Source organism: Paenibacillus sp. J53TS2, from assembly GCF_018403305.1.
GTDB lineage: Bacteria > Bacillota > Bacilli > Paenibacillales > Paenibacillaceae > Fontibacillus > Fontibacillus rhizolycopersici.
In genome coordinates this window covers 288,866-314,744 of sequence record NZ_BOSK01000003.1, presented here as the reverse complement: position 1 = coordinate 314,744, position 25,879 = coordinate 288,866, and the positions used below count along the sequence as shown (strand labels likewise).

Genomic DNA, 25,879 nt, shown 5'->3' with positions numbered 1-25,879 from the left:
ATTTTCGCTAGGTCGGCGATCCCGCCTGCGAATTCCGATATTCGTTTGGCGTGATTCCGGTCGTTTTTTTGAACAAGGTGATAAAGTACGATGGGCTGCCGATCCCCACTTCGAGGGCAATATCCGCAACCGTGCGTCGCGTATGGAGCAGCGCGCGCTTGGCCGCTTCGATTCTGCGCCGCTGGATGTACTCGACCGGCGTCATTTGCATGACGCGTTTAAAAGTGCGTTGCAGATGGTACGGACTGCCGTGGCACATGTCGGCCAGAAGTTCCAACGTAAGCTTCTCGTCATAATGGCGGTCGATGTAGTCGGCGATTTGCCCCACCCATTCCCGGTCCGGCAGCGGTTGTCCGTCGGGTTTGCAGCGCTTGCAAGGGCGGAAACGGGCGGCCTTGGCTTGCTCGGCACTGGCGAATATCCGGACGTTTTCCCGTTTGGGCGGCTTCGATTTGCATGAGGGCCGGCAGAAGATCCCCGTGCTGGCGACCGCGTAGAAAAAGCGACCGTCCTGCGAGGCATCGTTTTGGATGATCGCCTGCCATTCCGTTTCACTGGCGGTTGGATAATCCCCGCTGGTCATCGTCATGGGTGACCTCACCTCCTGCCTTAGTATACCTTTGCAAAGGCTGCCTCGTCATGTTTTTCGAATGGAAAAGCAAGATAACGAAATGGATTCGAACGCGAATCGTGTTAAAACTATAGGAGTAAAGCGTTGTTCAAAGCGAGGAGGAAGTGTCATCGGTCAGTTAGATTCAGGAAAGCCGAATGCGGTGTGGGAAGATCAGGGGTCTATGTTAAGGCTGTCGGTGCCCGAGGAATTCAGTTTTGCCGAAAATGTGAAGTACTTGTCGCGGTCATCCAATGAATGCTTGTCGCGGATTGACAACCAGCGGCTGTACAAGGCCGTTCCGCTGGAATCCGGAGCGACTCCCGTGATGGAAATCAGCGCGGAGGGGAGCGAGGCCTTGAAGGTTCGATTCCTCGGCGGCACGGCTCCTTCCCGGAAGCAGGATCGCGAAGAGGTCGCGCGTTACGTAAGGGACTGGTTCGATTTGGATACCGATTTGCGCCCGTTTTATGAGATGGCGCGAAGGGACGCATTGCTTCAGGGAACGGTGGATTCCTTCTACGGACTGCGCAATATCGGCATTCCCGATTTGTTCGAAGCCTTAGCCTGGGGAATCATTGGCCAGCAGATCAACCTGGCCTTTGCCTACACGCTGAAACGGCGGCTTGTGGAGCAGTTCGGTCGGCATGTCGAGTGCGAAGGAGAACGGTACCTTGTATTTCCGTCCGCCCGAGACATCGCCGGTTTGACCGTCCAGGATTTGGAGGGGATCCGCATGACCCGGAACAAATCCGAGTATCTGCTCGGCACGGCCCAATTGATTGCCTCGGGAGAACTGACGAAGGAGGGGCTACGGGCGTCGGGCGGGGTGAAAGCAGCGGAGAAGCGGCTCGTCGGCATCCGCGGCATCGGTCCGTGGACGGCCAATTATGTGCTGATGCGTTGCCTCCGAATGCCGGATGCCTTTCCGGTTGACGATGTAGGTTTGCAGAATGCGGTCAAGCATGTGCTTGGGATGGAACGGAAACCGGCCGCAAAGGAGCTCTTGGCCTGGGCGGAAGGTTGGAAACCGTGGCTGTCGTACGCGACCTTCTACTTATGGAGAGTGTTGTATTAACAAATCGGAAACAGGCAGCCGCCGTTGGAAATACTCGGAGCTGCCTGCTGGTGATATCGATATTAACTTATCTTGCCATCCATCCGCCGTCGACGCAAAGGATATGGCCATTCAAATAGTCGGAGGCGGCGGAGGCGAGGAAGACCGCCGGGCCCTTTACGTCCTCCGGTGTTCCCCAACGTCCGGCTGGAATCCGATCCGTGATCGAGGCCTTCCGGTTCTCATCGGCCCGAATCGGCGCCGTGTTGTCTGTCGCCATGTAACCAGGAGCAATGCCGTTGACCTGCAAACCGTAGGAAGCCCATTCATTGGCGAACGCTTTGGTTAGTCCTGCAACCCCATGTTTGCTGGCCGTATAGCCAGGTACGTTGATTCCTCCTTGGTAAGATAACATCGAGCAGATGTTGATCATTTTGCCGCTGCCGCGTTCGATCATGTGGCGCCCGGCGATTTGCGACAGCAGGAATACCGTGTTCATGTTAATGTTGATCACGTCAAGCCAATCCTTCTCGCTGTGGTCCTTGGCGGGTGTTCGACGAATGATCCCGGCGTTGTTTACTAGAATATCGACCGCTCCCGTAAGCTTCAGCGCCTCGTCGAAGGTCTCCTGCAATTTGTTGTGATCGCTGAGGTCCACCACGATTTCCGAAGCTTTACGGCCCAAGGCCGTAATCATGCTTACTGTCTCCGCGCTGCTGCTCAGCGAGGCGCAAACGACGTTGGCACCGGCTTCAGCTAACCCGACAGCGATGCCCTGACCGAGTCCGCCGGCTGCCCCGGTGACGAGGGCCGTTTTGCCTGTTAAATCAAATCGATTCATGAGTATACGCTCCTCCTTAAAATATCGTTCGTTATTCGTCTTTCCATTCGATCGTTACGCCGGCGCGCTCGTACGGTAGTGACGTTTCAGCAGGGAGGCCGCGATCGGTGATGATACGCGAGATTTCGCTGAGCGAAGCGAAGGTGCGGAGCGCCGTCTGCCCGAACTTCTGATGGTTCATGACCGCGATCGCTTCCCGGGACGTTTCGATCAAAGCCCGTTTGAAATCAATTAAATCACCGGTATAAATCGACAGCCCGTGTTCCGGGTGGATGCCGGTCGCCGAGATAAAAGCCTTCTGGATATTTAACTGACGAACGTACGCTGCGGACTCCGGACCGGCCAGCATATTGCGGACGCGGTAGCCCCCCGGCACGACGAGACGGATTTGGTCTTTGGCAGCCAGCTCGCTGATAATGTACACGTCGTTGGTGACAACGGTCAGAGGCCGATTCTCGAGACGCCGGGCCATCTCCAGCGTGGTGCTGCCGCCGTCCAGCGCGATAATGTCGCCCTCCTGGATGTGGGCTAAGGCGAGCTGGGCGATTTCGCTTTTCTCCTCGGCATGTTTCGCCAGCGGCTCTTTGGACGGCAGGATGCCGTACTGATCGCTTTGGGCAAGCATGGCTCCGCCATGCACGCGCACCAGAAGCCCTTGCTCCTCCAGCTTGGCGAGATCCTCCCGGATCGTCTTGCCGGTCACGCCCAGGCTCTCGCTTAATTCCGCCACCGTCACTTCCTTTTGCGTCAGCAGAACCTCCATGATTTTTTCATAACGTCGAATTTGATTCATGCTAGATTTCACTCTTTCTTATTTCAAGTCTTTCATGGGAACTGCGTCCATGTCCGCATAGGCTTTGTTATCGCCGGCCATTCCCCAAATAAATGTATAATTGCTTGTTCCGACCCCGCTATGAATCGACCAGCTCGGCGAGATGACGGCTTGCTCGTTGCGCATCACGATATGCCGGGTTTCGCTGGGTTCGCCCATTAGATGAAATACAACGGCGTCGTCCGCCAAATCGAAGTACATATAAGCTTCCATCCGGCGTGGATGAACATGGGCAGGCATCGTGTTCCACATGTTGCCGGTCTTGAGCTGGGTCATCCCCATCACGAGCTGAGAGCTTTGCAGGCCGTTCTCATGAATGAATCGGTGAATAGTACGGTCGTTCGAGTTCTTGATCGAACCAAGCGCACCGGATTCGGCTTCCGCTAGCGTTGTTTTGGCCGTAGGGAACTCCAGATGCGCCGGGGCCGAATTTAAATAGAATTTCGCCGGCTTCGTCGCATCCTTGCTTCGGAAAATTACCTCGCGCGAGCCTTTGCCGACGTACAAGCAATCCTTGTTGTTCAGCTCGTATTCCGTACCGTCGACAAGGATCGATCCCGGCCCGCCTACATTAATGGCTCCAAGTTCGCGCCGTTCGAGGAAGTAGGCGACCCCCAGTTCCTTCAGATCGGTCTCCAGCTTAACTTCCTGCTTCACCGGGGCGGCACCGCCGATAATCAGCCGGTCTTCATGCGTGAGTACCAGCTCCAGGTGATCCGGCGTAAACAAGGTGGGGATGTGGAATTCCTTGCGCAGCCGATCCGTATCGAATTGCTTGACCTCATTGGGATGCGAAGCGTAGCGACGTTCCATGTAAAATCTCTCCTTTTCACGTTCATTTTGGTGTATAATGTTCATATACGTTCACATTAATCCATTTCGGTTCATTTTGCAAGGGGTTACATCTAGAGAAGGAAGCTCGCAGAAGTTCAGAGGATTGCCGTAACAAATCGTGGATTCACCGGCTTTAGCCGCCGTGGGAACCATGATAGGATGTGGGGGAAGGGGCGCTATTTGATGAATCTTTATCGAGCAAGAATGGGAGAAATCGTCCATCGAGCGGCCGAGTATGCGTGGCGTCAGCCTCTCCTAGCCAGCGGGCTGTGGTTTCACGGCGATATTCGGGACAACTTTTATTACGCCTCCTATTTATTTGCAGCCGCCGTCGACTCGGAAGAAACGTCGTCGTTTGATCGCGTGGAAGGCCGGCAACTGGCGGAGAAGGTGCTGCTGCGTGTGCTTCTACTGCAGGATCGGGTGGCGGCTAGCCCGTTGTCGTTGTACGGCCATTGGCCACTGGGGCTTGACCCGGCTCCGGATCTGGCAACGCCTCATGTGCTGCCGGTGGAGCTGATGGGCAGTTTGATGGTGTATTTCGTGCAGAGCTATGGGGAGCACCTGAGCCCGGAGGTGGCTACGCGGTTCGAGGAGGCCTTGTCCCATGTGTACCGCAGCGGATTTTATCGCAAACCTTTACGGGAGTACAACCATCACGAGGCGAAGTACACGGCTGCGAAGCTGATCTTTGGACAGCGATACGGGGATGCGGCATTGTTTGCGGATGGAAGGGAATGCCTGCGACAAACGCTTGCCCATCTTCGCCTTGAGGGTATGGCCGAATACGGGGCTTTGCCGTGGTTCTGGCATTGGATTCAGGCGTTTACCTGCGCGTGGGGGCTGGTGGATGATGCGGAGGTCAAGAACGAGCTCTCCGAGATGCTCGACCATTTATGGAACGTTCGAGCGGTGTATTATTTCAAAGGGTCCTGGGTTGGGGCCCATGCCCGCGGCTGGCCGCATGATGCGCCGCGGGACGCCAACGTCCTGCACGACTATGTGCAATTCGGCGATTTCGAGTTGCCGAAAGCGATGCCACGCACAGAGTATGCCGGGTTTCTATTCTACGAAGCGCCCCTGCGAGCTCGGCATCGGGCGCTGGAGCGGAATGAACCCTTCGAGGCCCGAGCCGCTCTACTTAAAGAGATCGGCGGTGTGAAGCATCGGCTTCATTCCTATGCTTATGTCACCGGTCAATTTGGGGTCGGGGGGATGTGGGAGAGAGTCGAGGAATTCGACAACGAAAAGCTGCGTTGGCTATTCAGCTTGCCGGTCCGCGGCGAGAAAGGCAATCAGCTGTATTTTTTCCATCCCGGCAAAGGATATGATCCTGCGGGCAACGACCCGCGCCATCAAAGCGGGTGGACGGATGTGCTGTATCATAAGAATGTCGTTATGGCTGTATACTCACTGCCGGAAGACGCGACGGAACAGGTCTATGGCGTGCTTCCGGAAGGAGAATGGCGGTTTGCAGCGAATGGTATATTCGGAAAGGTCGAAGAGACGTATTTTGCCGTGTATGTATCGGGGGCTTACCAGGTACAGGATCGGAACGGTTATCTGCAAGTTGTGGCGGATGCACGCTGCGTTGGCATCGTAGTGGAAGCCCTTGGCGTACCGGGAGCGAGCCTTCGGGGGATCACCGGACTGGATGAGTTCGTCTCAACTGCGATGTCCCGTGCGCCCCGATATGAAGTCGGTGGAGGAGCGGGAAGCATCGGTGTGTCGTACGCTACATATGCCGAGGAAGCCAAGCTTTTTCTCCGCGTTGAGGGTCCCGGACTTCTGGGAAATCGACAGGTGAACGGCCAGCGTGTTGATTTGGAGTCATATTCTTTTTCATTGTAAGGGGCAAAGAACACGTAATCGTAAGAAAGAGGGTATAAGGATGAAGAAGCTGCTGCTTACGCAAAAAATCATGCAAGAAGGCGTTGTCGCCGTGTTGCGTGGTGAAACTCCGGAGGATGTCGTGCAAATGGCCGAGCAGGCGATTGCCGGCGGTATTAAAGTCATCGAAGTCACGATGACGATTCCGTTTGCTTTACGGGCGATCGAGGAGCTAGCCCGCAAATACACCTGGGACACGCAGGATGAATCCCGATATGCCATAATCGGCGTGGGAACGGTGCTTGATCCCGAAACGGCGCGGGCGGCGATTCTGAGCGGCGCTCAGTTCGTCGTCGGGCCATCCTTGAACCCGGACACGGTGAGATTGTGTAACCGTTACCGCATCCCGGTGATGCCTGGATGCATGACGATCAAAGAAATCCAGGAAGCGCTGGAGCTGGGGGCGGACATCGTGAAGCTGTTCCCGGGCAATCTGTACGATCCGTCGATGATCAAGGCCGTCAAGGGGCCGCTGCCGCAGGCAAACCTCATGCCTACCGGCGGGGTCTCGCTGGCGAATCTCGGCGAATGGATCCAAGCCGGGGCGGTGGCTGTCGGCATTGGCTCGGACTTGACGAACGAAGCGGTGAAGAAGCACGACCTGTCGCTGATCGCCCAGAAGGCGGCGGCTTATAAGGCGGAGTATTTGAAGGCCAAAGGGTTATCCTAAACGTAGATTATTCTGAATAAAAAAGAATAAATCGACGAGGAGGGATTCACGTGGATCTTGGTTTGCAAGGGAAACGGGCAATGATAACCGGCGGCAGCAAGGGCATTGGTCTTGCTACCGCCCTCATACTAGCTGCGGAAGGGGCTCAAGTAGCCATCGTCGCGCGGGGGGAAGGTCCGCTTAGGGAAGCGGCCGCGACCATTCATGCGAAGACGGGGGTTGAACCGCTCGTCCTCGTCGCCGACGTCGCTTCGGGTGAGGATGCGCGCCGGGCGGTAGAGCAGGCGGCGGAGCAATTTGGCGGGCTCGATATTGTCATCAACAACGCCGGAACGTCGGCCGCAGGGCCTTTCGAGCAAGTCGAGGCGGAGACTTGGGGAGCGGATCTGGATCTAAAGGTGCTCGGGACAGTGAACTTCTCCCGGGCTGCCGTTCCCTATCTGCGTGAAGCCGGGGGCGGTGCGATCCTAAACGTCACCGCAATCAGCGGCAAGACGCCGGGAGCTTCTTCTTTGCCGACATCGGTTAGCCGGGCAGCCGGCCTGGCCCTCACGAAGGCGATGAGCAAGGACCTAGCTGCCGACCGCATCCGTGTGAATGCGGTATGCATCGGGCTGGTCCGCAGCGACCAGATCGAGCGAAAATGGCGCCAAGCCGCGCCCGACCTCACCTGGGAGCAGTTCGCGACCGATCCGCGCCATGGCATCCCGCTGGGGCGGATTGGCCAGGTAGAGGAGGCGGCGAAGGTGATCGCCTTCCTGGTCTCCGAGGCCGCGTCGTATGTGACGGGCACGGCGGTCAACATCGACGGCGGCACGTCGTCGGTGTTGTAACACGGCGGGGGGAATCGCCGGTTGAAAAGGCTGATCGTCGAATTAGTGACGATCCGCTTTTTTTACAGGGGAGATGCTCCGGTTCATTTGAATCAACCGCGCTATGGGTATTCGCTTCATCGCCTCCGTCCCCAAAGCGCTGCCAATCGAGCCCAACAGCACGCTGGCGGTTACCAACTTGATCAAGTAGTAAATTCCGGTCCCTGCTATGAGATCCAGAACAAAGATGTTTCGGATCGTAGACGCTTTGATCGTCACAAATATAAAGGGACATTGCTTATTTGCGGCCATAGTTCCCCCATTCCTCTCCATAAATCGCTGTTCATCTATATGGCGCGCATAGTTTGGACTATACTAAAAAAAGAACTCCCGAACTGAAAGAAGCTCGGGAGTTCTTTGCGATTAGGTTTCGTCAGCTAGTTATCCGGCTAATCGAGTTGATACGGCTCCAGGCCCACCGGCAATGCGGCGGGTGGGGTACAGGTGCTTTGCATCTCATAGTAGGTGCCCGCATCGGAGGCATCGTGGAAGCCCCACATCGCCTCCAGCACGTGGTAGGCCAGCTCGCCGCTGGCGCGGTGCGGCCGGTCGTGCAGTAAGGCGCTCGCCATGTCAGCCGGGCCGATGCCGCGGCTGTTCTCGGCATAGCCAAGGAGCAGCGGGACCTCGGTCCAGGCTTCCTCGCCGATCCGACGGAGTTTGACCGGGCCGCCGAAGGAATTCGGATCAGGCACAAGCAACGTGCCTTCGGTCCCATGAATTTCGATCGGGGGCAGCGTGCTGCCACCAAAAATATCGAAGCTGGTGGTTAGCGTAGCAATCGCTCCATGCGCAAATTGCAGCGTACCCGTGACATGAGTGGGCACCTCGACTTCAATCGATTGCCCGTACTTTTTCTCGCTAGTGATCGTACGTTGTTCCAGCGCTTTGCCGGTCATCCCGGCGATACGATGAATCGGACCCAGCAACTGAATCAGTGCCGTCAAATAGTAGGGACCCATATCAAACATCGGTCCTCCGCCTTTGGCATAATAAAATTCCGGGTCTGGATGCCAGAACTCGTGCCCGCGGCTCATCATAAACGCAGCCGCCGACACGGGACGTCCAATGGCCCCGTCCTGAATCAGCTTCAGCGCCGTCTGGATTCCGGCGCCGAAGAACGTCTCCGGCGCGCTGCCGACCATGAGCCCGTTGCGGCGGGCTGCTTCGAGGACGGCCAAGCCTTCCTCACGGGTTACGGCCAGCGGCTTCTCCACGTACACATGTTTGCCGGAATCCAATGCTTTCAGGCAAACCTCGGCATGTGCCGCCGGAATGGTCAGGTTGATCACGATCTGAATGTCGGGATCTTGCAGCAACTCGTCAACCGAGCAGGCTCGGGGGACGTTGTATTGTTTGGCCTGCTCCCGCGCCCGGTTCACATCGAGGTCGGCACAGGCCACAAGATCAAGCGCCTCGAACTTTGCGCAATTTTCCATGTAAATGCCGCTGATTTTGCCGCAGCCGATAATCCCTACCTTGATTTTGTCCATTATTGGCTGTCCCCCATGCCCGTATAGTTGTGCTGGAGATGTCCATTGCCGCCTTGCGATTCCAGGGCAAGCCGCTTGCCTTCCGCTGCCCACAGCATCCCGCGAGTCATCATTTCCTTCACCGGAGGCAGGTCCACGATATCCGCGTGATGACCTAGCGAATTATAGTAGACTCGTCCGATGCCCCAGCGCTTCGTCCACACGACCGGCATATCAACCGGCTTATTGAGGCGGTGAGGTCCGTCAACGACCGGGAAACGGGTGGTCGCTAGCACCTCAACCGCGGGGTCGACATGGAGGTAATACTGCTCGGTCTGGACGCGGAAATCCTCGATCCCTTCCACTAACGGACTGGAATTGGCGATGATTTCAACCTTGTAGTCCACACCGTCATTACCAGGGTGGGCAACCCATTGTCCGCCGGTCATAAATTGCCAATCGACGTTGTTCCGGAACGAATCGCACATCCCGCCATGGCAACCGGCCAGGCCGGTTCCCGCTTGTACCGCTGCCGACACATTATTTACCAGCCCCTGGTCGATGGTTCCCATCGTCCACACCGGTACGATTAGATCAAGACCAAGCAGCTTTTCCGCATCGGCAAAAACCTCCAAGGTATCGGAGACCTCCACCTCGAATGCATGCTCTCGCAGAACGCCGGCGAAAATTCCAGCTACCTGATCCGGCTCATGTCCATCCCAGCCGCCCCAGACGATTAATGCTTTTTTCATCTTGATTTTCCTTCTCTCCTCTAAGGTATGTTTCCTCCGAACACATTTCAGTGGCTCATCTAGTTGCTAACGGACACCAGAGACGTTATTTACCTGCGTGCGTGCAGTTGCGAAATCTAACGGACCGAGGAGACCTTATTTGGGATAAAACCAGCTAAATGTATGCGATGAGAGTCTAATAAGGTCTTTGGAGTCCGTTACAGCGGGAAATAGCCGGGAAATGGGCAAATAAGGTCGCTACGGTCCGTTAGGCGCGCCGCACCCCGGGTAGAACTTCCGCGCCGTACTCCGGTACCGCACTCCCGCGCCGTACTCCCGCACACGCACTCCCGCGCCGCACTCCCGCGCCGTACTCCCGCACACGCACTCCCGCGCACGCATTCCCGCGCACGCACTCGCTCTCGCACACGTTCCCGCAACAGGCACCACTCCGCACTCCCACGCCACGACCCGCTCCTGGGTCGGGCCACATTTGCAGGCTGAAGCTCCGGACTCATGGGGTCCAACTGACTCACATCTCCGAAATGTCGACCCAACGCCGTTCCGCGACCGAGCGCTCCACCGCTTCCAGCACCGCCTGGCATTGTACGCCTTCGCGGAAGCTTGGCACCGGCTGGCGGCCTTCGCGGATCGCCGTGGTCAGCTCGAGCATTTCGTGCGTAAACGTGTGCTCGAATCCAATCGTGTGCCCCGGCGGCCACCACGCTTCGGCATAGGCATGTGCCGGATCGGTCGCAAGGACGCGGCGGAAGCCCTGAACATCGGCGTCGTCCGAGGTGAAATACACCTCAAGCTCATTCATTCGCTCGAAGTCGAATTTCACGCTGCCCAGACTGCCGTTGATTTCAAACGCATTCGTCGAGCGGTGGCCAGCGGCAAACCGCGTCGCCTCAAAGCTGCCCAACGCCCCGTTCGCGAACCGGGCCAGGAACAGCGTGGCGTCGTCGACCGTGACCGGCCCCTTCGGCGCATTCGCGCTGCTCTTGGCGCTGAGTCCCGTCATGTTCTCGGCCAGCGGCCGCTCCTTGATAAACGTCTCGCTCATGCCGATCACCTCACGGATGTCTCCGACCAAATAGTGGGCCAGGTCGATCAGATGCGCGCCTAAATCGCCGTGCGAGCCCGAACCCGCAACGTCCTTTTGTAGCCGCCAAACGAGCGGAAAGGACGGATCGAGGATCCAATCCTGAAGGAACCAGGCCCGGAAATGATAGATTTTACCCAACCGGCCGCTTTGCACCAGCTCCTTGACCAACTTGACCGCCGGGGAGAAGCGATAGTTGAATCCGACCATATGGGCGACGTCGGCTGCTTCGGCAGCAGCCAGCATCTCGCGAGAATCCTTTAATGTAAGCGCTAACGGTTTTTCGCAAAAAATATGCTTACCCGCCCGGGCCGCCGCCAGCGCGATTTCCTTATGAGCGTCACTGGGAGCATTGATGTCGATCAGGTCGATATCGTCCCTGGCAACAAGTTCACGCCAATCCGTGGCGATTTCGCGCCATCCCAAGCGATTTGCGGCCTCCTGCACCGCTTCCTCGTTACGGCCGCACAGTACGGCCATTTCCGGTTTTAAGGCACCGGGGAAAAACATCGGCAACGCCCGATAGGCGTTGCTGTGGGCTTTGCCCATAAACTTGTAACCGATCATTCCGACACGCAGCGGGTTCATCGAATTCCTCCGTTTCGCGGGTATGGTAATTGCTGTTATTTCAAGAATCATTATAAATAGATTCCTCAGATTTCTCTCGCCAGTTTATGTGGAATCCTGGACAAAATATGCGTTTTCCGGCTTTTTGCGAGAACTTTAGCTTTCCGGGTGGCGCAGGCTGGAAGGGATGTTGCCTCGCAGTTCCTTAAAGACCCGATTGAAGGTGCGAATACTGCTGAAGCCGCATTCCAGGGCGATTTCCATGATGCTGAGGTCGCTGGTCAACAGCTGGTGCTCGGCGCTTAACACTCGAACCGTGTTGAGGTAGGTTTTGAAGTTCATGCCGATAGCGGCTTTGAAGGACCGGCTGAAATGAGAGGGTTCCATCGAAAAACGCTCCGCCATCACCGCAACGTTTAATTCTTCGCGATAATGATCCTCGATATAGGACAAAATTTGCTGCATCCGTGCGCGGCGGGATTCGTACTTCTCCTTGGTAGAACGATCCATTGGATGGGTATCTACGTATCTTTGCAAGCTTCCGTATAACCTCGCAATCCCGGCTTTCAGGAGTAGCGGGTAACCGGGTTGTCTTTCGTTTTTCTCTCGGATGAGCTCTTCCAGTATCTTTTGTACCCTTTCCAGCCCTGGGGTATTCGCCGGAATATAAGGAGAAGCGAACCGAAAGTCGAGCGGCCAGCTCTTAGTCATGGTGATCCATTCTGGCTTACAGATGAGAATCATGATTTCCGATTCGAATCCCCGACTGTCAAAGTAGTGGATGTCGTTGCTGCCGCAGACCACCATGTCACCTTGCCGGAGCATGCGGCTCTCTTCGTTCACACCGATCCGAATCGCTCCGGATATGACATAAATAAACTCGATCTCGGCATGAAAATGGGGATAAAACGTGATGTTGGTGCTTTGATAGATGTCCATCGGAAGCTCCGGATCCAGTTTCCAATTTTGATAGAACGATTTCACGTAGCTCACTCCGCGTCGTTGAGATAGGTTTCCTCCTAAATGTACTGCATTTCGGCCAGAGATTCCTCTATTTTATTTCGAGAATAGAAGGCAGAGCTTGGACATAGGATGAAAGTACAAAAGAGTAAAAAATGGTAATTGTGGAGGATATATGAACGATCGATGGGTGAAAATATTTCAAATTGCCGTGACCTATATCGGTACCGTCGTGGGTGCGGGGTTTGCTTCGGGACAATCGATCATGCAGTTTTTCACCCTGTACGGCCCGGTTGGAACGGCGGGTATCGTTGTCACAACCTTTCTGTTTATGTGGCTAGGGACGAAAATGATGATTTACGCCCATCGGATTCAAGCCTTTTCGTACCAGGAATTTAATGATCATTTGTTTGGCCGCTTCTTCGGCAAGGTAGCCAACTTTTTGACTTTGCTGATTTTGCTTGGGGTTACCGCCGTAATGTTGTCCGGCACCGGTTCCATCTTCGCGGAGCAGCTCCATCTTCCTTATCAACTGGGGATCGTGATCAGCATCGGTTTAAGTTACCTGGTCATGACGAAGGAAATGAACGGCATCGTGATCGTCAATGCGCTTGTCGTTCCCATGATCCTTCTGTTCACGAGCTTGATTGCCTTCCGAGCGATTCAGCCGGAGAGCCTGCTGGGGATCAACGACTGGCAACTGCAGCAGTTGGGGGACTTCCGCTGGGCGCTAAGCCCGTTTACTTACGCCGCATTGAATTTTGCCTTTATCCAGGCGGTAATGGTTCCGTTAGGCAGTGAGGTCCGGGATGAGAGCACTTTGAAATGGGGAGGGATATGGGGGGGCATCGGTTTGGGGGCGATGCTGATGATTTACCATTTTGCCCTGAATTCACGAATGCCCGAGATGCTCAGCTATGACATTCCGATGGCGGAAATCGTCCGTGATCTGGGGGCGTTCCTGCATGTCCTCTTTCTTCTGGTGATCTACGGGGAGATCTTTACGACGTTGATCGGAAACGTGTTTGGGGTCACAAGGCAGCTGCAAAGCCTCTACAAGGTGCCCAAAAACGCAACCCTGCTCACCGTGTTGCTTGCTTGCTTTCTGATCAGTCAGGCAGGCTTCTCCTACTTATTAACGTACTTGTATCCGTTGTTTGGTTATATCGGCATGCTGCTGCTCCTCCTGCTGGCGTTCCGCCGGTTGCCGAAGCGTTAACTTCGTGCTTGCTGCCTCGCTGTTCTCAAGTCGGATCCTCCACCACTCATTTCCTTGCTGAAAATATCACGGAGCCGCTTCGCAGGCTGGTTTATACTGGGGATAGCGGTCATTTCCCGAGCAATAACCCTTTAATGCGGCCAATCGCAACCGGTGGTTGACAGATTGCCAGCTTCGCTTGATAGTTCGGGAATGCTGGAGCGGATATGATGGAGGCGAGGTGATGAACATGGATTTTGCAGAGAAGCTGCAGAACTATCGGAAGCAAAAAGGGATGTCCCAGGAAAATTTGGCCGAAGCGATCGGAGTATCGCGGCAAGCCGTTTCGAAGTGGGAGTCGGGTCAATCGTACCCGGAAACGGATAAATTGATTGCCTTATGCGAGTTGTTTCAGGTGAGCATGGATCATTTGGTCCGGGGTGTACAATCGGAACAACAGGAGCTGCCCTTGGGGTCAAATGTTCAAACTACTCGCTATCGAGTTCATTATGAATACAAAAGTAAAACGACCTGGTTTGGTGTGCCGCTCATTCACATTAATGTAGGACGCGGCATGTATGTAGCGAAGGGTGTCATTGCGATCGGTAATATTGCCATCGGTACTGTTTCGCTTGGTCTTCTCGCGCTTGGCGGTCTATGCCTTGGTGTGGTGTCGGCGGGACTGGTCAGTCTTGGCGCGCTAGCGTTGGCCATACTCCTGGCAGCTGGTGGGTTTGCAGCCGGTTTTGTCGCTGCCGGCGGGGTCGCGATCGGCGTACTGGCCTTCGGCGGCTTGTCTATCGGTGTTTATGCTTTTGGCGGTCTGGCCATCGCCTCCCGGATTGCCATCGGGGGGTATGCCAGCGGGCATATAGCCATCGGAGATGCTGTCAGAGGAGCGTATACGCTGGCTATCCAAAACGATGACTTTGCCAGCATTCATGCCGATCAGGTGAGGTCATTGATCGCCCAGGAATATCCGAAGATGTGGAAACCGCTGTTGGAATGGATCGTTGCCATGTTCCGTGGATAACTCCTAGCAAGGATCACGGCCCCCATCTCTTGATGGGGGCTGTTTGCATGGATGCCCAGGCCCCTCGGGTACCGATGAACTAGGGTTGACAGGAAATGAAAGGAAACTATAATTAAAAGTAAACTTATAGTTTACTTTGTTGCACTATAGTGCAATTTGTGGAGGGATTCCATTGGGGAGCCAGGAGCGCAAAGAGAAAGCCCGCGAGCTGCGCAGGCAGGAAATGATCGAGGCGGCGGAAAAGGTGTTTTTTGCAAAAGGGTACGATCTAGCAACGATGGACGATGTCGCGAGAGCGGCAGAATTCAGCAAAAGGACGCTATATATCTACTTTAGCAGTAAGGAACAGCTCTATTTCGAAATCATGACCCGAGGGTACAAACAACTGCTCCAAATGTTGAGAGACGACACGGAGAAAAAAGACCGTACCGATGCCATTGGAGAACTCAAGCAGATGGCCTTGACATTACATCGGTTCAGCCTCACGCATCCCGACTATTTTCGCGCGATCATGGAATACGAGAACGGAGAGCTTGATTTTAAGAATGACGTTCCGGACCCGTCCCGGGAAGCGTGTTACGAGCTCGGCGAACAGGTCATGGGCCGTTTGATCGGAATTTTGAACAAAGGAATGGCGGAAGGCTCCGTGCGATCCGATATCCATCCGGAGAAAACCGCGCTCGTTCTATGGGCCTGCACCGTTGGCGTATTTAATACTGCGGGTAAGAAAGGAAACTATATTCGTAACTACTATAATACGACGTCGGAGGATTTGGTGGCGGAGGCTTATCATCTGCTGATTCGTTCGATTCGCTCCGGTCAAGGAGAGAGTGACCGATGAGGCTGAGAATAGGGAGAGGTCGAGTGAAGATGATCGTAGCGGGCATCGGCATTTTCATCGTTGCGGCGTTTATCGCGCTGCTTCTGATCAGCGGGATTGGGGCATCACCGAAATATCTTGAACCTTGGCAACCCGAATACGCGCAACAGGCAGACGATCCGCGGATTTCCTTGGTTGCGCGCGGTCTGCTCGCGGCAAGCGGGCATAACATGCAGCCATGGAAAGTTCGGCTTGACCCTGCGGATTCGAACGTATTGGATTTGTATGCCGATTCAACACGCCTAACCCCCGAGGTGGATCCATTATCTCGGCAGATGATGGTGACCCAGGGGACGTTTCTGGAGTACGTGCGCATTGCCGGACAGCAGGAGGGGTATGATGTGGAGATTCGGCTGTTCCCGGAAGGAGAATACGACGAGCGGCATTTGACGGCCAGCATGGAGAAGAAACCGGTGGCGCGCATAACTTTGACGCAAGCCGAACCGCGAACCGAGCCGCTATATCCGTTTCTGTATTCGCCGGATACGAACCGGGGAGCCTACGAACCGGGCAAGCTTTCCTCCGAAGCCAAGGCAACGCTTGAAGGAATCGGTGACGGTTACGGGGTGCAGGTTACGGTGTACCAGGATGAGGATAACGTTCAGAAGCTTGGCGAGTACGCGATTCGAGCCGCTAAGATCGAGGCGAGCGTAAGACGGGTGATGAAGGAAACGGAGCTGATTTTTCGAGCCAACGAACGCGAGAAAAATGAATACCGTTACGGATTTTCCGTCGAGGGACAAGGAACTCAGGGCCTCATGCGACATTTGATGCAAGGGATGGTTACGTTATTTCCGTCCCTCAACGTAGGCCAAGCTGCAGCCGATACCTTCGTCAAGTCAACTCAAACTTCGGTAGATCATACCTCGGTTTACGCTATGATCGTCGCATCCGAGAATACCCGATCCGCCCAAGTTCTAAGCGGTATGGCATACAGTCGATTGATCCTGGAAGCCCATCGCTTGGGCCTGGCCGTCCAGCCGTTAAGCCAAGCCTTGGAAGAGTACCCGGAAATGAAGGCTAAGTACGACGGCATCCATCGCGATTATGCCCCCGGCGGCGGCTCGATTCAGATGCTCGTCCGGGTGGGCCGTCCCACCCGGGAAGCCCCGTTAAGTATGCGGCGCGATGTCATGAATGAATATCCGTATACGGCCCCTAATGCCAGGATATAGGACAAGTAGGTCCAGCCGATATTCCATCCGTTTCCGTATTGGATCTTGTCCAGGCAGACGTAAACGAATTCGGCACCGGTCAATAAGGCGGCAAAAGCCGCAATCATCAGGGCGGCATTGAACCGGAACCGGGTAGTAAATATGAAGTGGAGCATCCAGCCCGCCACGATCGGATAGATCCCAAGGTTAAACGGAATGGTGGTTACGGACTCCATGTGATCCGGATGTAACTGCCACCACTTGGTATAAACGCCGAAGTCGTTGAACAGCAGCGACATGAACCCGCCCGAAGGAAAGGCAAGCAGCATCGCTTTTTTGTCCCAATAGATCAGAAAAGCGCCGGCAATCCAGGGAACCAGGAATCCGGCGATGATATTGATCAGCAATTTAATCACCTCAGTAGCAGTTTGTCCAGATTTTGGTTTCTCCAACTGGTTCGGCAGATTTTCCTTCAACCCCTTATTTTGGAGCCGAGATCATGACGCTCCTGTAAGTTCTTTGAAATTATTTGAATATTTCATGAAAGATAACCGAAATTCCCCCGAAAACGATCGCCCTTTGTTACATATTTGGTTGAGGCCGGATGAACCCATCTTATATAATACGGTTCTGAGTTCAGGTTCTGAATTTAATGAGGGGTTGATTCGTTTGAAATGGACGATCGGTTTGCGCAATCTCAAGACGGGCCTAGCCATCTGTTTGTGCGTGATCATTGCCGCGTTAATGCGCCTGGAGTATCCTTTTTACGCCGCGATCGCAACGATAATCTCAATGGAAAATTCGGTCACCAACTCGTTTACCGCCGGGAAACACCGGACGATGGGTACATTCGTTGGGGCAATCGTTGGTGCGGGTTTCGCCATGATCGAACCAGGAAACGCGGTATATTGCGCAATTGGGGTCATCGTCGTGATTTATATTTGCAATCTGTTAAAATGGAATAAATCGATATCCATCGGTTGTATCGTATTTTTAGCCATCATGCTCAATCTCCAGCCAGGAGAAAGTCCCATATTCTATGGCATTAACCGGATCACGGACACGCTGATCGGGATTGCCGTTGCCGTCATTGTCAATTTGGTGGTCTTTCCGCCTAAACATGAAGCTGATCTGGAAAAAGCGCGTAAAGCCGTCGCCAAACGGATGGCCGATTTGTTCGGGCAGATTGCAACCTGCCGGGAAACCGTCGATCTAAAGAGCTTTCGTGCAGAGCTGGACTGCTTAGTGAAATATTATCAGCTGTGCAAAGAAGAGTTCCATTTGACGCGAGACCTGAGTGAATCGATGGATCAAATCGCCGAGGAGATTGAATCTTATCGGCATATCTATGAGCATCTGGTCATCCTTCAGCAATTGATTAACGAGCATCGACTGCTGCTGGCTGACAGCGATAACGAACGGGTTGAAGAGCCGACGGCGGGTTACCATAGTGAAGAGCTGCGTCGTAACATCGAAATCGTTTATGCTTATCATTCGGATTGGATCTACGCCGAATTGCAGAAGCTGGGATTGCCGCTTCCGATTCAGGAGCGGGGACGTCTCCAAGCGAAGGTGGAGCTTAAAATATCGTAACGAATAGAAGCAGCCTCCCCGGAGGCTGCTTTCTTGTTATATACTACTGAACATAACCTTGAACGATAGGGAAGCAGATAGAAGGGGAGCGATAACCGATGAATACCGACCGCATCACCATCCCGCCAGGTTTATGGGCGAGTTTTCAGTTATTGGGAATCGACCCTCATGTGGTGGCCAGCCGAGCGCAACTGTCGTTATCCCGGATGACGGACCCGGTCTTCGTCACCACGGCACAATATGTTCGGATATGGCAGACTTATGCCGACCTCATGGGCGATTCAGCCAAAGGGATAGTTAAGCTTGCGGCCACATTTGATTCGGATCACTATCCGCCAACTGTTTTAGCGACATACCATGCCCGTACTTATCGTGAGGCGTTGTATGGAATGGCGCGGTACAAACCCATGTGTCCTCCGGAAAACTTGTTGATCAACGAAGAGGAGGGGGCGTACATTACATTAGAGCTAAGCGGTGGGCCAAGTGAGCCAACCAGCCCTGCCGTCCTGATCGGAACGACGCTGGCCTTTCTCCTTGAGCTTGGACGTCGGGGAACCGGACAGCCTATCAAAGCCCGTTCCGTGGAATTTTCCGGATCGGTGGACAACGTAAGCATATTGGAAGATTATTTCGGTTGCCGGGTCACCGTCGGTTCCACCCGAAACCGGCTGACGCTGAATCGGAGGGATTTAGACCGGTCGTTTGTTTCGCATAACCAAGAATTGCTGGAGATTCTGACCCCTATATTGGATCAGTCATTAGATGAGAAACGCTCGCGTTCGATTTCTGAGGCGGTTCGTCGGACGCTCAAGCGAGATTTGGGCGAAGGACGCTTGGACATTCATGTTGTGGCAAGGAAGTTGGGCATGAGCGATCGCACCTTGCAGCGTCGATTGGCAGACGAAGGCACAACATTCAAACAGATGCTGAATCGGGCTAGGCACGAACAAGCCCGAGAATACTTGGCGAATCCCGAGCTGAATATCAAAGAGGTCGCTTTTTTGGTCGGATTTGAGGACCAGAATTCGTTTTACCGGGCTTTCCGCCTCTGGGAAGGGGATACGCCTTCGAATTGGCGTTCCGCCCAATTGGGGGGCAGATCGTCATGACAAGTGGCGCCGAATCCAAGAATTTTGTCGCGGTACGCTAGTTACCGAACAAGCCTAACCCTGTAACATAAGCTGTATCCAGACGCCGGATTGCTGCATTCCGAGCATCCAACCGGCTTGTCGCGAATACAGCTAAAGGAGACATACATCTATGGATATGGGATTAGGGAACAAAACGGCATTAGTCACCGGATCAACCAAAGGGATAGGGAGAGCCATCGCTTTCGAACTTGCGCGGGAGGGCGTTCAGGTGCTGGTCAATGGCCGGGATCCGGAAGAAGTCGAACGCACCGTGCAAGAGTTGAAGCTGGAGTTCCCGGCAACTTCGCCGCAGAACGCGCAAGCCGATTTGGTGGACCCGCAGCAACGGGACGCCTTGTTTGAGCGGTATCCTGAGGTTGATCTATTGATTAACAATATGGGGATCTATGAAATCATGGCCTATGAAGACGTGAAAGAGGAGGTATGGGATACTTACTTTCGAACCAACGTCCTTGCCGCGAACGCGTTGACGAAATTCTACTTGCCCAAGATGTTGAAAAATAACTTTGGCCGAATCCTGTTCATGGCCAGCGAGGAAGCGGTGATGCCATCGGGGCAAATGCCTCAGTATGCGATGACCAAATCCATGTTATTATCGCTTTCCAAAAGCCTCTCCAAACGGACGGCAGGAACGGAGGTCACCTCGAATACCATCCTGCCGGGACCGACGCTATCCGAAAAGGTACAGCAGATCATCGAACAGATATATCCGGAAGACCTGGCTTTTGCAGACAAGGAGAAAAAATTCATGGCCGCAAACCTGGCGCATTCCGAGTTGCAGCGGTTTATCCGACCGTTTGAAATCGGGCGGTTAGCCGTGTTCTTATGCAGCCCTTATGCCTCGGCATTCAGAGGCTCTCCGGTTCGCATGGACGGAGGTATGATACCCACGATCTATTAAGGGCCAGCTCGACCCGAAAAGCAAAACAAACTCGCGGCCTCATCGCCGCGAGTTTGTTTGTGTGCAAGCAGCCCAGTATATTATTTCTTTGTTTGTTTCTTCATCACTTGATCCAGGCTGGCTTGAACTTGCGTCTGAATGGAAATCAGCGCTTTATCCAATGTCTTTTTGTTATTCAAAACCTGTTTTATCTCGCTGGTTACGATAATCGAATACTTTTGATTGTCAAAGGGAATCCCCTTCGGTTCAAGACGCGGCGGAGAGTCTAAGTTGGGTTTCAGTTTATAGAAGGCATCCAAACGATGTTCTTGATACTCTTGGCTATTCTCCTAAAGTTCGATTAATCGCATAGCGCAGTTGAACGACGCCGCTGCCGAGAGGCCTGCAGTCTAATAGTTGCACTTGCTTAAATCGATAGTTGTCTTTGTCGATTAAGAGATTTAACCCTCTGCCTTCCAATATGGGTGCTACATTGAAAATCACTTCGTCTACAAGTCCTTGACCCAGGAATGAATTGTGGACATCAGCTCCGCCGCTAATAAGAGCGGTCTGATGGCCCTTTTCCTGCAGGTAATCCAAGGCTTCCTCTGGCGATCTCACAACCTTTACGCCCGGTATTTCCGTGGCGCTCTTAGAAACAACAACGATATCGATATCGGCAAAAGGCCCTGGTCCACCGCTGCCACGCATTCCTTCGAAGGTCCGACGCCCGACAATGAAATTTCCTGCAGCTTTGGCGTGTGTAAAGAAGTCGTCCAACGCTTCTTTTCTCGGCGGATTTTCGGGGCCGGATTGTGCATAATTTCCATTGGCGGTTAAGGTTCCCCATAGAATGGTTTTCATTGTCTTACTCCTCCTCATATTCGTTTCGATCATGTTCGGATAGCGGCTGACACCCGCGGTAAGGTAGCCACCGGTCGGTGAACGGGTCTCTGCAGGGTCTAATCAAGTTGATCCTCCTTCCTAACGAAATGCCCAACATGTTTTCCCGCCCTTGCTTCACATCTTAATTGATCTGTGTTACATTTGAAAAGTAGTTACATTTAAGTGCAATAGTTTCAAAAAATGAACTATGGAGTGGTAAACGTGATGGATCGATCATGCCCTGGTACTGTTGAGCCTATCTTGGAAATCTTGGATGGCAAGTGGATGCTTCTTCTCTTATTCGAACTGTTCAACGGGAATCGACGTTTTGGCGAGTTACGTCGTAAACTGCAACCGATTAGTCCGAAAACTTTGACAGATCGCTTGCGACTGTTAGAGGAAAAAGGAATCGTCACGCGTACTCTTTACCCAGGCATACCGCTGCATGTCGAATATGACCTTACCGAGAGCGGGAAGGCGCTGCAACCGATTTTTGAGGCGATGTGGACGTGGACTCAGGAGCATGGCTCATATCTGCGGAATAAGACGATTGAGAAATGAGGCGCTCCATGTTTTTGGCGCTGCACATTTGATGATTATTCAACCTGTCGAAACGACAGGTTTTTTGTATAGATAAACAAAGAAGCCCATTATCTATAAAATTTGCGGATAAAAAGCATCCAAATGAGGGTGATGGGCTCAATTAAATTTTCCTAAGCACTACACTACATTAGACTGACGGCGGGTGTTATACGAACGGGCAGTTTAGCGTGGCAGCCGACCAACAAAGTAGTTGCATAATCTCAATTTTTGGAAGGAAAGTTCTATTCTTTCGCGAATTCAATAGACATGTCTATATCTTCATAGAAAGGTGATTATGCATGAACCAAAGACCATCAGAAGAAGAATACGCCGGTGACGCCGGCGCGTATATCCGGTTGGTGCCGGAAGGCAACATCATTGACATTCTGCTCGCTCAGGAAAAGCAAATGACTGAGCTACTGTCATCGTTGACCGAAAGCCAGAGCGTCTATCGGTATGCGGAGGGGAAATGGATGCTGAAAGAAGTCGTGGGCCACATCGCAGACAGTGAACGCGTCATGACCTACCGCCTGCTCCGATTTGCAAGAGGGGATCAGACGCCGCTGCCCGGTTTCGATCAGGAATTGTTCATTCCTCCTTTCGGAAGCTGGACAACGGCGCAATTGGCCGAAGACTACCGGGCCGTACGGCAATCGACGATCACACTGCTGCGAGGGTTACCGACGGAGGCATGGTCCCGCAAGGGCACAGCCAACAACGTAAGCATTACGGCGCGTGCGCTCGCTTACGGCATTGCAGGACACGAGCTTCATCACATGGGGGTTATCCGAAATCGTTACTTGAGTTAGTCGTCCGGAGGATTGGGACGGAAGCTACGTGGACAACGCGGCTTCCGTCCTTACTTTAGGGCACTCTTCCCGCCTCTTTCATAGACTGATATGAAGAGAGGGCAAGACGTGTTGAAAAAACAGCAGCGATTGGTTCACCGATGAAGTTCTTAATAAAGATAATTTTAACAACAAAAAAACAACTCCCTTCTGGATTAAATATCCAATAGGTGTTGTCTATTGATTCAAAACCGTAAAATAAGAATCGAGACGACAGGATTTGAACCTGCGACCTCTTGCTCCCGAAGCAAGCGCTCTACCAAGCTGAGCCACGTCTCGTCAGTTGTAGTACTCATTTTTATGGGGGAAACATTAATAAATTATACTCTCTTGAGCGAAACTGTAAAGAGGGTTACGGGTGAAAAAATTGCGAACGAAGGGCAATCGTTCCGACATTGACGATCCGTGGCATTATTTTATATAATGATTGATAATCCAATTCTATATTGTGGAACTTTGAAGAGGAATAGTAATTTGAATTCCGCCATCCAGAGAGCCGGCGTTTGGTGCAAGCCGGTTGGGGAATGCAGACGAACTCGCCTTGGAGTTATGATGCGCAAATCATCATCGTTTTGCCCGCGTTAAGGGTCCAAAGGGAGCTAGGACAAAGCATGTCCGATGCTAACTAGGGTGGTACCACGGGAAACTTCCTCTCGTCCCTAGCGATTATACGCTACGGGTCGGGAGGTTTTTTTGTTAAAGGTAGTTCAAAAAGTCAACTTTTGGCCCACATCTTAATTTGGTATTTCAAGGAGGATTTTGAATTATGGCGGACCACAACGTGCCCCATGACGTTTACCGAGCCCAGGCCATCGAACCGAAATGGCAGGCTTACTGGGATCAGCATCACACTTTCAAAACGCGGGAAGAGTCAGGCAAACCGAAGTTTTATGCGCTTGACATGTTCCCTTATCCATCGGGGGCCGGTCTTCACGTCGGCCATCCGGAAGGTTACACGGCCACGGATATCGTCTCCCGCTTCAAACGGATGCGCGGTTACAACGTACTCCATCCGATGGGCTGGGATGCCTTCGGACTGCCGGCGGAGCAACATGCACTTGATACAGGCGAGCATCCGCGGGACATTACGGTTAAGAATATCAACAATTTCCGGCGCCAAATCAAGTCGCTGGGCTTCTCCTACGATTGGGACCGCGAGATCAGCACGACCGATCCGGATTATTACAAATGGACGCAATGGATTTTTATCCAGCTGTATAAGAAAGGGTTGGCCTATGTAGCCGAAGTTCCGGTGAACTGGTGCCCGGCACTGGGAACGGTCTTGGCGAACGAAGAGGTCATTGACGGCAAGAGCGAGCGCGGCGGTCATCCGGTTATTCGCAAACCGATGCGCCAATGGGTGCTGAAGATTACCGAATACGCCGAGCGGCTGCTTGAAGACCTTGAGGAACTGGACTGGTCGGAAAGCATCAAGGATATGCAGCGCAACTGGATCGGGAAATCCGAAGGGGCTGAGGTCGTATTCGAGATTGAAGGCCGGAATGACTCTCTGACGGTCTTCACGACGCGCCCGGACACGCTGTTTGGAGCCACCTATGCGGTGCTAGCGCCGGAGCATGAATTGGTCCAAACCATCACGACGGATGCCCAGCGCGAAGCGGTGCAGGATTACCAAGACCAAGCAGCGCGCAAGAGCGACCTGGAGCGCACCGATTTGGCGAAGGAGAAAACTGGGGTATTCACCGGCGCTTATGCGATCAATCCGGTGAACGGCGCGAAGCTGCCGATCTGGATTGCCGACTACGTGCTCGCAGGTTACGGTACGGGTGCCATCATGGCAGTACCGGGGCATGACGAGCGCGATTACGAATTCGCCAAGCAATTTGATCTGCCGATCATTGAGGTGGTCGCAGGCGGCGATCTGGCGAAGGAAGCTTATACGGGAGAAGGAGAACATGTGAACTCCGGCTTCCTGAACGGGCTGGGGAAAGAGGAAGGGATCAAGAAAATGATTACCTGGCTCGAAGAGAACGGCAAAGGCCGCGGCAAAGTGACTTACCGATTGCGCGACTGGTTGTTCAGCCGCCAGCGGTATTGGGGGGAGCCGATCCCGATCCTGCATCTGGAGGACGGCACGATGAAGCCGGTACCGGAGGATCAGCTCCCGCTTGTCCTGCCGGATGTCGACGCCATCAAACCGTCGGGTACTGGAGAGTCGCCGCTCGCGAACGTCACCGACTGGGTTAACACGGTTGATCCGGAAACCGGTAAACCGGCTCGCCGCGAGACCAACACGATGCCGCAATGGGCCGGCAGCTGCTGGTATTACCTGCGCTATATCGATCCGCATAATGACAACGAGCTGTGCTCGAAAGAGAAGCAGGAGGAATGGCTTCCGGTTGACCTGTATATCGGTGGGGCCGAGCATGCGGTGCTTCACCTGCTCTACGCTCGGTTCTGGCACAAAGTCCTGTACGATCTAGGCGTCGTCTCGACCAAGGAACCGTTCCATAAGCTGGTGAACCAAGGGATGATTCTCGGCACCAATAACGAGAAAATGAGTAAATCCCGCGGCAACGTCATCAATCCGGACGAGATTGTGGGCGAATACGGAGCGGACACGCTGCGCGTCTATGAAATGTTCATGGGGCCGCTGGAAGCGACCAAGCCTTGGAACGCTAGCGGCGTGGATGGCATTCACCGCTTCTTGTCCCGTGTTTGGCGTCTGTTCGTCGCCGAGGACGGCAGCCTGAATTCGAAAATTACGACGGACGGGGGCAGCGACGAATTTAAACGTACCTGGCACAAGACGATCAAGAAAGTGACGGAGGATTTTGAGAACCTGCGTTTCAACACGGCGATCAGTCAGTTGATGATCTTCGTCAACGAGGCCTACAAAACAGATGCCGTGCCGAAAGCGGCGGCGGAAAACTTCGTACAGCTGCTGTCCCCGCTGGCTCCGCATTTGGCGGAAGAACTCTGGGAACGGCTGGGCCATACCGGTACGATTACGTATGAATCATGGCCAGCGTACGACGAGGCTTGGACCGTTGAAGCCGAGGTGGAAATCGTGGTGCAGGTGAATGGTAAAATCGTCGAACGCACGAAAATTTCCAAGGACTTGGATCAGGCAGTGATGCAGGAACATAGCTTAAGCCTGCCGAGCGTGCAGCAGGCCGTGGCTGGGAAGACGATTCGTAAAGTCGTTGCCGTACCGGGCAAACTGGTTAATATCGTCGTAGGATAGATAGCTATAGCTCCATTCACCTGCGA

General features: G+C 53.7%; 25 protein-coding genes, 1 tRNA gene and 1 other annotated feature. Of the genes, 14 read left to right on the top strand and 12 right to left on the bottom strand.

Annotated elements, in window-relative coordinates:
* Positions 1–7: 7 nt before the first annotated feature.
* The gene (locus KJS42_RS09315) at positions 8–589 is read right to left on the bottom strand and encodes a bifunctional transcriptional activator/DNA repair enzyme AdaA (protein WP_193416423.1); all 582 of its coding nucleotides are present in this window, start codon (positions 587–589) and stop codon (positions 8–10) included.
* 205 nt (positions 590–794) lie between these two features.
* On the opposite strand from KJS42_RS09315, the gene KJS42_RS09310 reads away from it, so the two are divergent.
* Complete coding sequence (locus tag KJS42_RS09310) at positions 795–1,688, top strand: DNA-3-methyladenine glycosylase 2 (protein ID WP_213622664.1); 894 nt, start codon at positions 795–797, stop codon at positions 1,686–1,688.
* A gap of 67 nt (positions 1,689–1,755) precedes the next feature.
* Here the strand turns inward: KJS42_RS09310 and kduD are convergent, their stop codons facing one another.
* From kduD to kduI, 3 genes are read right to left on the bottom strand one after another with little or no spacing between them, the layout of a single operon-like run.
* Positions 1,756–2,508 carry a 2-dehydro-3-deoxy-D-gluconate 5-dehydrogenase KduD gene (gene kduD, locus KJS42_RS09305; protein ID WP_213622663.1) on the bottom strand — a complete coding sequence of 251 codons (753 nt, stop codon included), beginning with the start codon at positions 2,506–2,508 and terminating at the stop codon, positions 1,756–1,758.
* A 31-nt stretch (positions 2,509–2,539) separates the two neighbouring features.
* Entirely contained in the window at positions 2,540–3,301 is a 762-nt protein-coding gene (locus tag KJS42_RS09300; RefSeq protein WP_155605647.1) for a DeoR/GlpR family DNA-binding transcription regulator, read from the bottom strand.
* An 18-nt stretch (positions 3,302–3,319) separates the two neighbouring features.
* Positions 3,320–4,153: a 5-dehydro-4-deoxy-D-glucuronate isomerase gene (gene kduI, locus KJS42_RS09295; RefSeq protein ID WP_213622662.1), complete on the bottom strand. Its 834-nt coding sequence runs from the start codon at positions 4,151–4,153 to the stop codon at positions 3,320–3,322.
* 204 nt (positions 4,154–4,357) lie between these two features.
* Between kduI and KJS42_RS09290 the strand changes: the two genes are divergently transcribed.
* From KJS42_RS09290 to KJS42_RS09280, 3 genes are read left to right on the top strand one after another with little or no spacing between them, the layout of a single operon-like run.
* A complete protein-coding gene (locus KJS42_RS09290; protein WP_244868427.1) occupies positions 4,358–6,025 on the top strand; it encodes a hypothetical protein in 1,668 nt (555 codons plus the stop codon).
* Between the two features lie 40 nt (positions 6,026–6,065).
* A complete protein-coding gene (locus tag KJS42_RS09285; RefSeq protein ID WP_213622660.1) occupies positions 6,066–6,734 on the top strand; it encodes a bifunctional 2-keto-4-hydroxyglutarate aldolase/2-keto-3-deoxy-6-phosphogluconate aldolase in 669 nt (222 codons plus the stop codon).
* A 50-nt stretch (positions 6,735–6,784) separates the two neighbouring features.
* Positions 6,785–7,567: an SDR family NAD(P)-dependent oxidoreductase gene (locus KJS42_RS09280; protein ID WP_213622659.1), complete on the top strand. Its 783-nt coding sequence runs from the start codon at positions 6,785–6,787 to the stop codon at positions 7,565–7,567.
* Between the two features lie 42 nt (positions 7,568–7,609).
* Here KJS42_RS09280 and KJS42_RS09275 read toward each other — a convergent pair whose 3' ends face one another.
* From KJS42_RS09275 to KJS42_RS09255, 5 genes are all read right to left on the bottom strand, one after another.
* Positions 7,610–7,858, bottom strand: coding sequence for a hypothetical protein (locus KJS42_RS09275; RefSeq protein ID WP_244868426.1), 249 nt, complete (start codon positions 7,856–7,858; stop codon positions 7,610–7,612).
* 137 nt (positions 7,859–7,995) lie between these two features.
* Positions 7,996–9,099 (bottom strand): Gfo/Idh/MocA family protein, encoded by a 1,104-nt coding sequence (locus KJS42_RS09270; RefSeq protein WP_213622658.1) that lies wholly within the window; start codon positions 9,097–9,099, stop codon positions 7,996–7,998.
* A complete protein-coding gene (locus KJS42_RS09265) occupies positions 9,099–9,830 on the bottom strand; it encodes a ThuA domain-containing protein (protein ID WP_213622657.1) in 732 nt (243 codons plus the stop codon). Before KJS42_RS09265 ends, KJS42_RS09270 begins: the two co-directional genes overlap by 1 nt.
* Positions 9,831–10,341: 511 nt before the next feature.
* Complete coding sequence (locus KJS42_RS09260) at positions 10,342–11,502, bottom strand: Gfo/Idh/MocA family protein (RefSeq protein WP_213622656.1); 1,161 nt, start codon at positions 11,500–11,502, stop codon at positions 10,342–10,344.
* A gap of 135 nt (positions 11,503–11,637) precedes the next feature.
* Complete coding sequence (locus tag KJS42_RS09255; protein ID WP_213622655.1) at positions 11,638–12,465, bottom strand: AraC family transcriptional regulator; 828 nt, start codon at positions 12,463–12,465, stop codon at positions 11,638–11,640.
* 151 nt (positions 12,466–12,616) lie between these two features.
* Between KJS42_RS09255 and KJS42_RS09250 the strand changes: the two genes are divergently transcribed.
* From KJS42_RS09250 to KJS42_RS09235, 4 genes are all read left to right on the top strand, one after another.
* Positions 12,617–13,660: a YkvI family membrane protein gene (locus KJS42_RS09250; protein WP_213622654.1), complete on the top strand. Its 1,044-nt coding sequence runs from the start codon at positions 12,617–12,619 to the stop codon at positions 13,658–13,660.
* 223 nt (positions 13,661–13,883) lie between these two features.
* Positions 13,884–14,672, top strand: coding sequence for a helix-turn-helix domain-containing protein (locus KJS42_RS09245; RefSeq protein ID WP_204801117.1), 789 nt, complete (start codon positions 13,884–13,886; stop codon positions 14,670–14,672).
* Positions 14,673–14,844: 172 nt separating this feature from the next.
* Positions 14,845–15,513, top strand: a complete 669-nt coding sequence (locus KJS42_RS09240; RefSeq protein ID WP_155605638.1) for a TetR/AcrR family transcriptional regulator — start codon at positions 14,845–14,847, stop codon at positions 15,511–15,513.
* A gap of 29 nt (positions 15,514–15,542) precedes the next feature.
* The gene (locus KJS42_RS09235; protein WP_244868438.1) at positions 15,543–16,727 is read left to right on the top strand and encodes an Acg family FMN-binding oxidoreductase; all 1,185 of its coding nucleotides are present in this window, start codon (positions 15,543–15,545) and stop codon (positions 16,725–16,727) included.
* Here the strand turns inward: KJS42_RS09235 and KJS42_RS09230 are convergent.
* Complete coding sequence (locus KJS42_RS09230; RefSeq protein WP_213622652.1) at positions 16,622–17,182, bottom strand: CBO0543 family protein; 561 nt, start codon at positions 17,180–17,182, stop codon at positions 16,622–16,624. The two genes, KJS42_RS09235 and KJS42_RS09230, sit on opposite strands and share 106 nt — an antisense overlap.
* A 193-nt stretch (positions 17,183–17,375) precedes the next feature.
* On the opposite strand from KJS42_RS09230, the gene KJS42_RS09225 reads away from it, so the two are divergent.
* The 3 genes from KJS42_RS09225 to KJS42_RS09215 all read left to right on the top strand — a co-directional run bounded on the left by KJS42_RS09225 (position 17,376) and on the right by KJS42_RS09215 (position 20,351).
* Positions 17,376–18,299: an FUSC family protein gene (locus KJS42_RS09225; protein ID WP_155605636.1), complete on the top strand. Its 924-nt coding sequence runs from the start codon at positions 17,376–17,378 to the stop codon at positions 18,297–18,299.
* Positions 18,300–18,397: 98 nt separating this feature from the next.
* Complete coding sequence (locus tag KJS42_RS09220) at positions 18,398–19,408, top strand: AraC family transcriptional regulator (protein WP_213622651.1); 1,011 nt, start codon at positions 18,398–18,400, stop codon at positions 19,406–19,408.
* A gap of 151 nt (positions 19,409–19,559) precedes the next feature.
* Positions 19,560–20,351 (top strand): SDR family NAD(P)-dependent oxidoreductase, encoded by a 792-nt coding sequence (locus KJS42_RS09215; RefSeq protein ID WP_213622650.1) that lies wholly within the window; start codon positions 19,560–19,562, stop codon positions 20,349–20,351.
* Positions 20,352–20,672: 321 nt separating this feature from the next.
* Here KJS42_RS09215 and KJS42_RS09210 read toward each other — a convergent pair whose 3' ends face one another.
* A complete protein-coding gene (locus KJS42_RS09210) occupies positions 20,673–21,194 on the bottom strand; it encodes a dihydrofolate reductase family protein (protein ID WP_213622649.1) in 522 nt (173 codons plus the stop codon).
* A gap of 222 nt (positions 21,195–21,416) precedes the next feature.
* Between KJS42_RS09210 and KJS42_RS09205 the strand changes: the two genes are divergently transcribed.
* Both KJS42_RS09205 and KJS42_RS09200 read left to right on the top strand, forming a co-directional pair.
* Positions 21,417–21,776, top strand: coding sequence for a winged helix-turn-helix transcriptional regulator (locus KJS42_RS09205; RefSeq protein WP_155605631.1), 360 nt, complete (start codon positions 21,417–21,419; stop codon positions 21,774–21,776).
* A gap of 320 nt (positions 21,777–22,096) precedes the next feature.
* Positions 22,097–22,606 (top strand): DinB family protein, encoded by a 510-nt coding sequence (locus KJS42_RS09200; RefSeq protein ID WP_213622648.1) that lies wholly within the window; start codon positions 22,097–22,099, stop codon positions 22,604–22,606.
* A 244-nt stretch (positions 22,607–22,850) separates the two neighbouring features.
* On the opposite strand, the gene KJS42_RS09195 is transcribed toward KJS42_RS09200, so the two are convergent.
* Positions 22,851–22,924 (bottom strand) — tRNA-Pro (locus KJS42_RS09195).
* 168 nt (positions 22,925–23,092) lie between these two features.
* Positions 23,093–23,309 (top strand) — a binding site (T-box leader).
* A gap of 102 nt (positions 23,310–23,411) precedes the next feature.
* Between KJS42_RS09195 and leuS the strand changes: the two genes are divergently transcribed.
* The gene (gene leuS, locus KJS42_RS09190) at positions 23,412–25,853 is read left to right on the top strand and encodes a leucine--tRNA ligase (RefSeq protein WP_213622647.1); all 2,442 of its coding nucleotides are present in this window, start codon (positions 23,412–23,414) and stop codon (positions 25,851–25,853) included.
* Positions 25,854–25,879: the final 26 nt, after the last annotated feature.

Coding starts and splice junctions, on each gene's coding strand:
- KJS42_RS09275 (WP_244868426.1), bottom strand. CDS start 7,858: ATGGCCGCAAATAAGCAATGTCCCTTTATATTTGTGACGATCAAAGCG.
- KJS42_RS09290 (WP_244868427.1), top strand. CDS start 4,358: ATGAATCTTTATCGAGCAAGAATGGGAGAAATCGTCCATCGAGCGGCC.
- KJS42_RS09205 (WP_155605631.1), top strand. CDS start 21,417: ATGAACTATGGAGTGGTAAACGTGATGGATCGATCATGCCCTGGTACT.
- KJS42_RS09250 (WP_213622654.1), top strand. CDS start 12,617: ATGAACGATCGATGGGTGAAAATATTTCAAATTGCCGTGACCTATATC.
- leuS (WP_213622647.1), top strand. CDS start 23,412: ATGGCGGACCACAACGTGCCCCATGACGTTTACCGAGCCCAGGCCATC.
- KJS42_RS09200 (WP_213622648.1), top strand. CDS start 22,097: ATGAACCAAAGACCATCAGAAGAAGAATACGCCGGTGACGCCGGCGCG.
- KJS42_RS09310 (WP_213622664.1), top strand. CDS start 795: ATGTTAAGGCTGTCGGTGCCCGAGGAATTCAGTTTTGCCGAAAATGTG.
- KJS42_RS09260 (WP_213622656.1), bottom strand. CDS start 11,502: ATGAACCCGCTGCGTGTCGGAATGATCGGTTACAAGTTTATGGGCAAA.
- KJS42_RS09285 (WP_213622660.1), top strand. CDS start 6,066: ATGAAGAAGCTGCTGCTTACGCAAAAAATCATGCAAGAAGGCGTTGTC.
- KJS42_RS09235 (WP_244868438.1), top strand. CDS start 15,543: ATGATCGTAGCGGGCATCGGCATTTTCATCGTTGCGGCGTTTATCGCG.
- kduI (WP_213622662.1), bottom strand. CDS start 4,153: ATGGAACGTCGCTACGCTTCGCATCCCAATGAGGTCAAGCAATTCGAT.
- KJS42_RS09300 (WP_155605647.1), bottom strand. CDS start 3,301: ATGAATCAAATTCGACGTTATGAAAAAATCATGGAGGTTCTGCTGACG.
- KJS42_RS09210 (WP_213622649.1), bottom strand. CDS start 21,194: ATGAAAACCATTCTATGGGGAACCTTAACCGCCAATGGAAATTATGCA.
- KJS42_RS09265 (WP_213622657.1), bottom strand. CDS start 9,830: ATGAAAAAAGCATTAATCGTCTGGGGCGGCTGGGATGGACATGAGCCG.
- KJS42_RS09215 (WP_213622650.1), top strand. CDS start 19,560: ATGGATATGGGATTAGGGAACAAAACGGCATTAGTCACCGGATCAACC.
- KJS42_RS09315 (WP_193416423.1), bottom strand. CDS start 589: ATGACGATGACCAGCGGGGATTATCCAACCGCCAGTGAAACGGAATGG.
- KJS42_RS09245 (WP_204801117.1), top strand. CDS start 13,884: ATGAACATGGATTTTGCAGAGAAGCTGCAGAACTATCGGAAGCAAAAA.
- KJS42_RS09270 (WP_213622658.1), bottom strand. CDS start 9,099: ATGGACAAAATCAAGGTAGGGATTATCGGCTGCGGCAAAATCAGCGGC.
- kduD (WP_213622663.1), bottom strand. CDS start 2,508: ATGAATCGATTTGATTTAACAGGCAAAACGGCCCTCGTCACCGGGGCA.
- KJS42_RS09220 (WP_213622651.1), top strand. CDS start 18,398: ATGAATACCGACCGCATCACCATCCCGCCAGGTTTATGGGCGAGTTTT.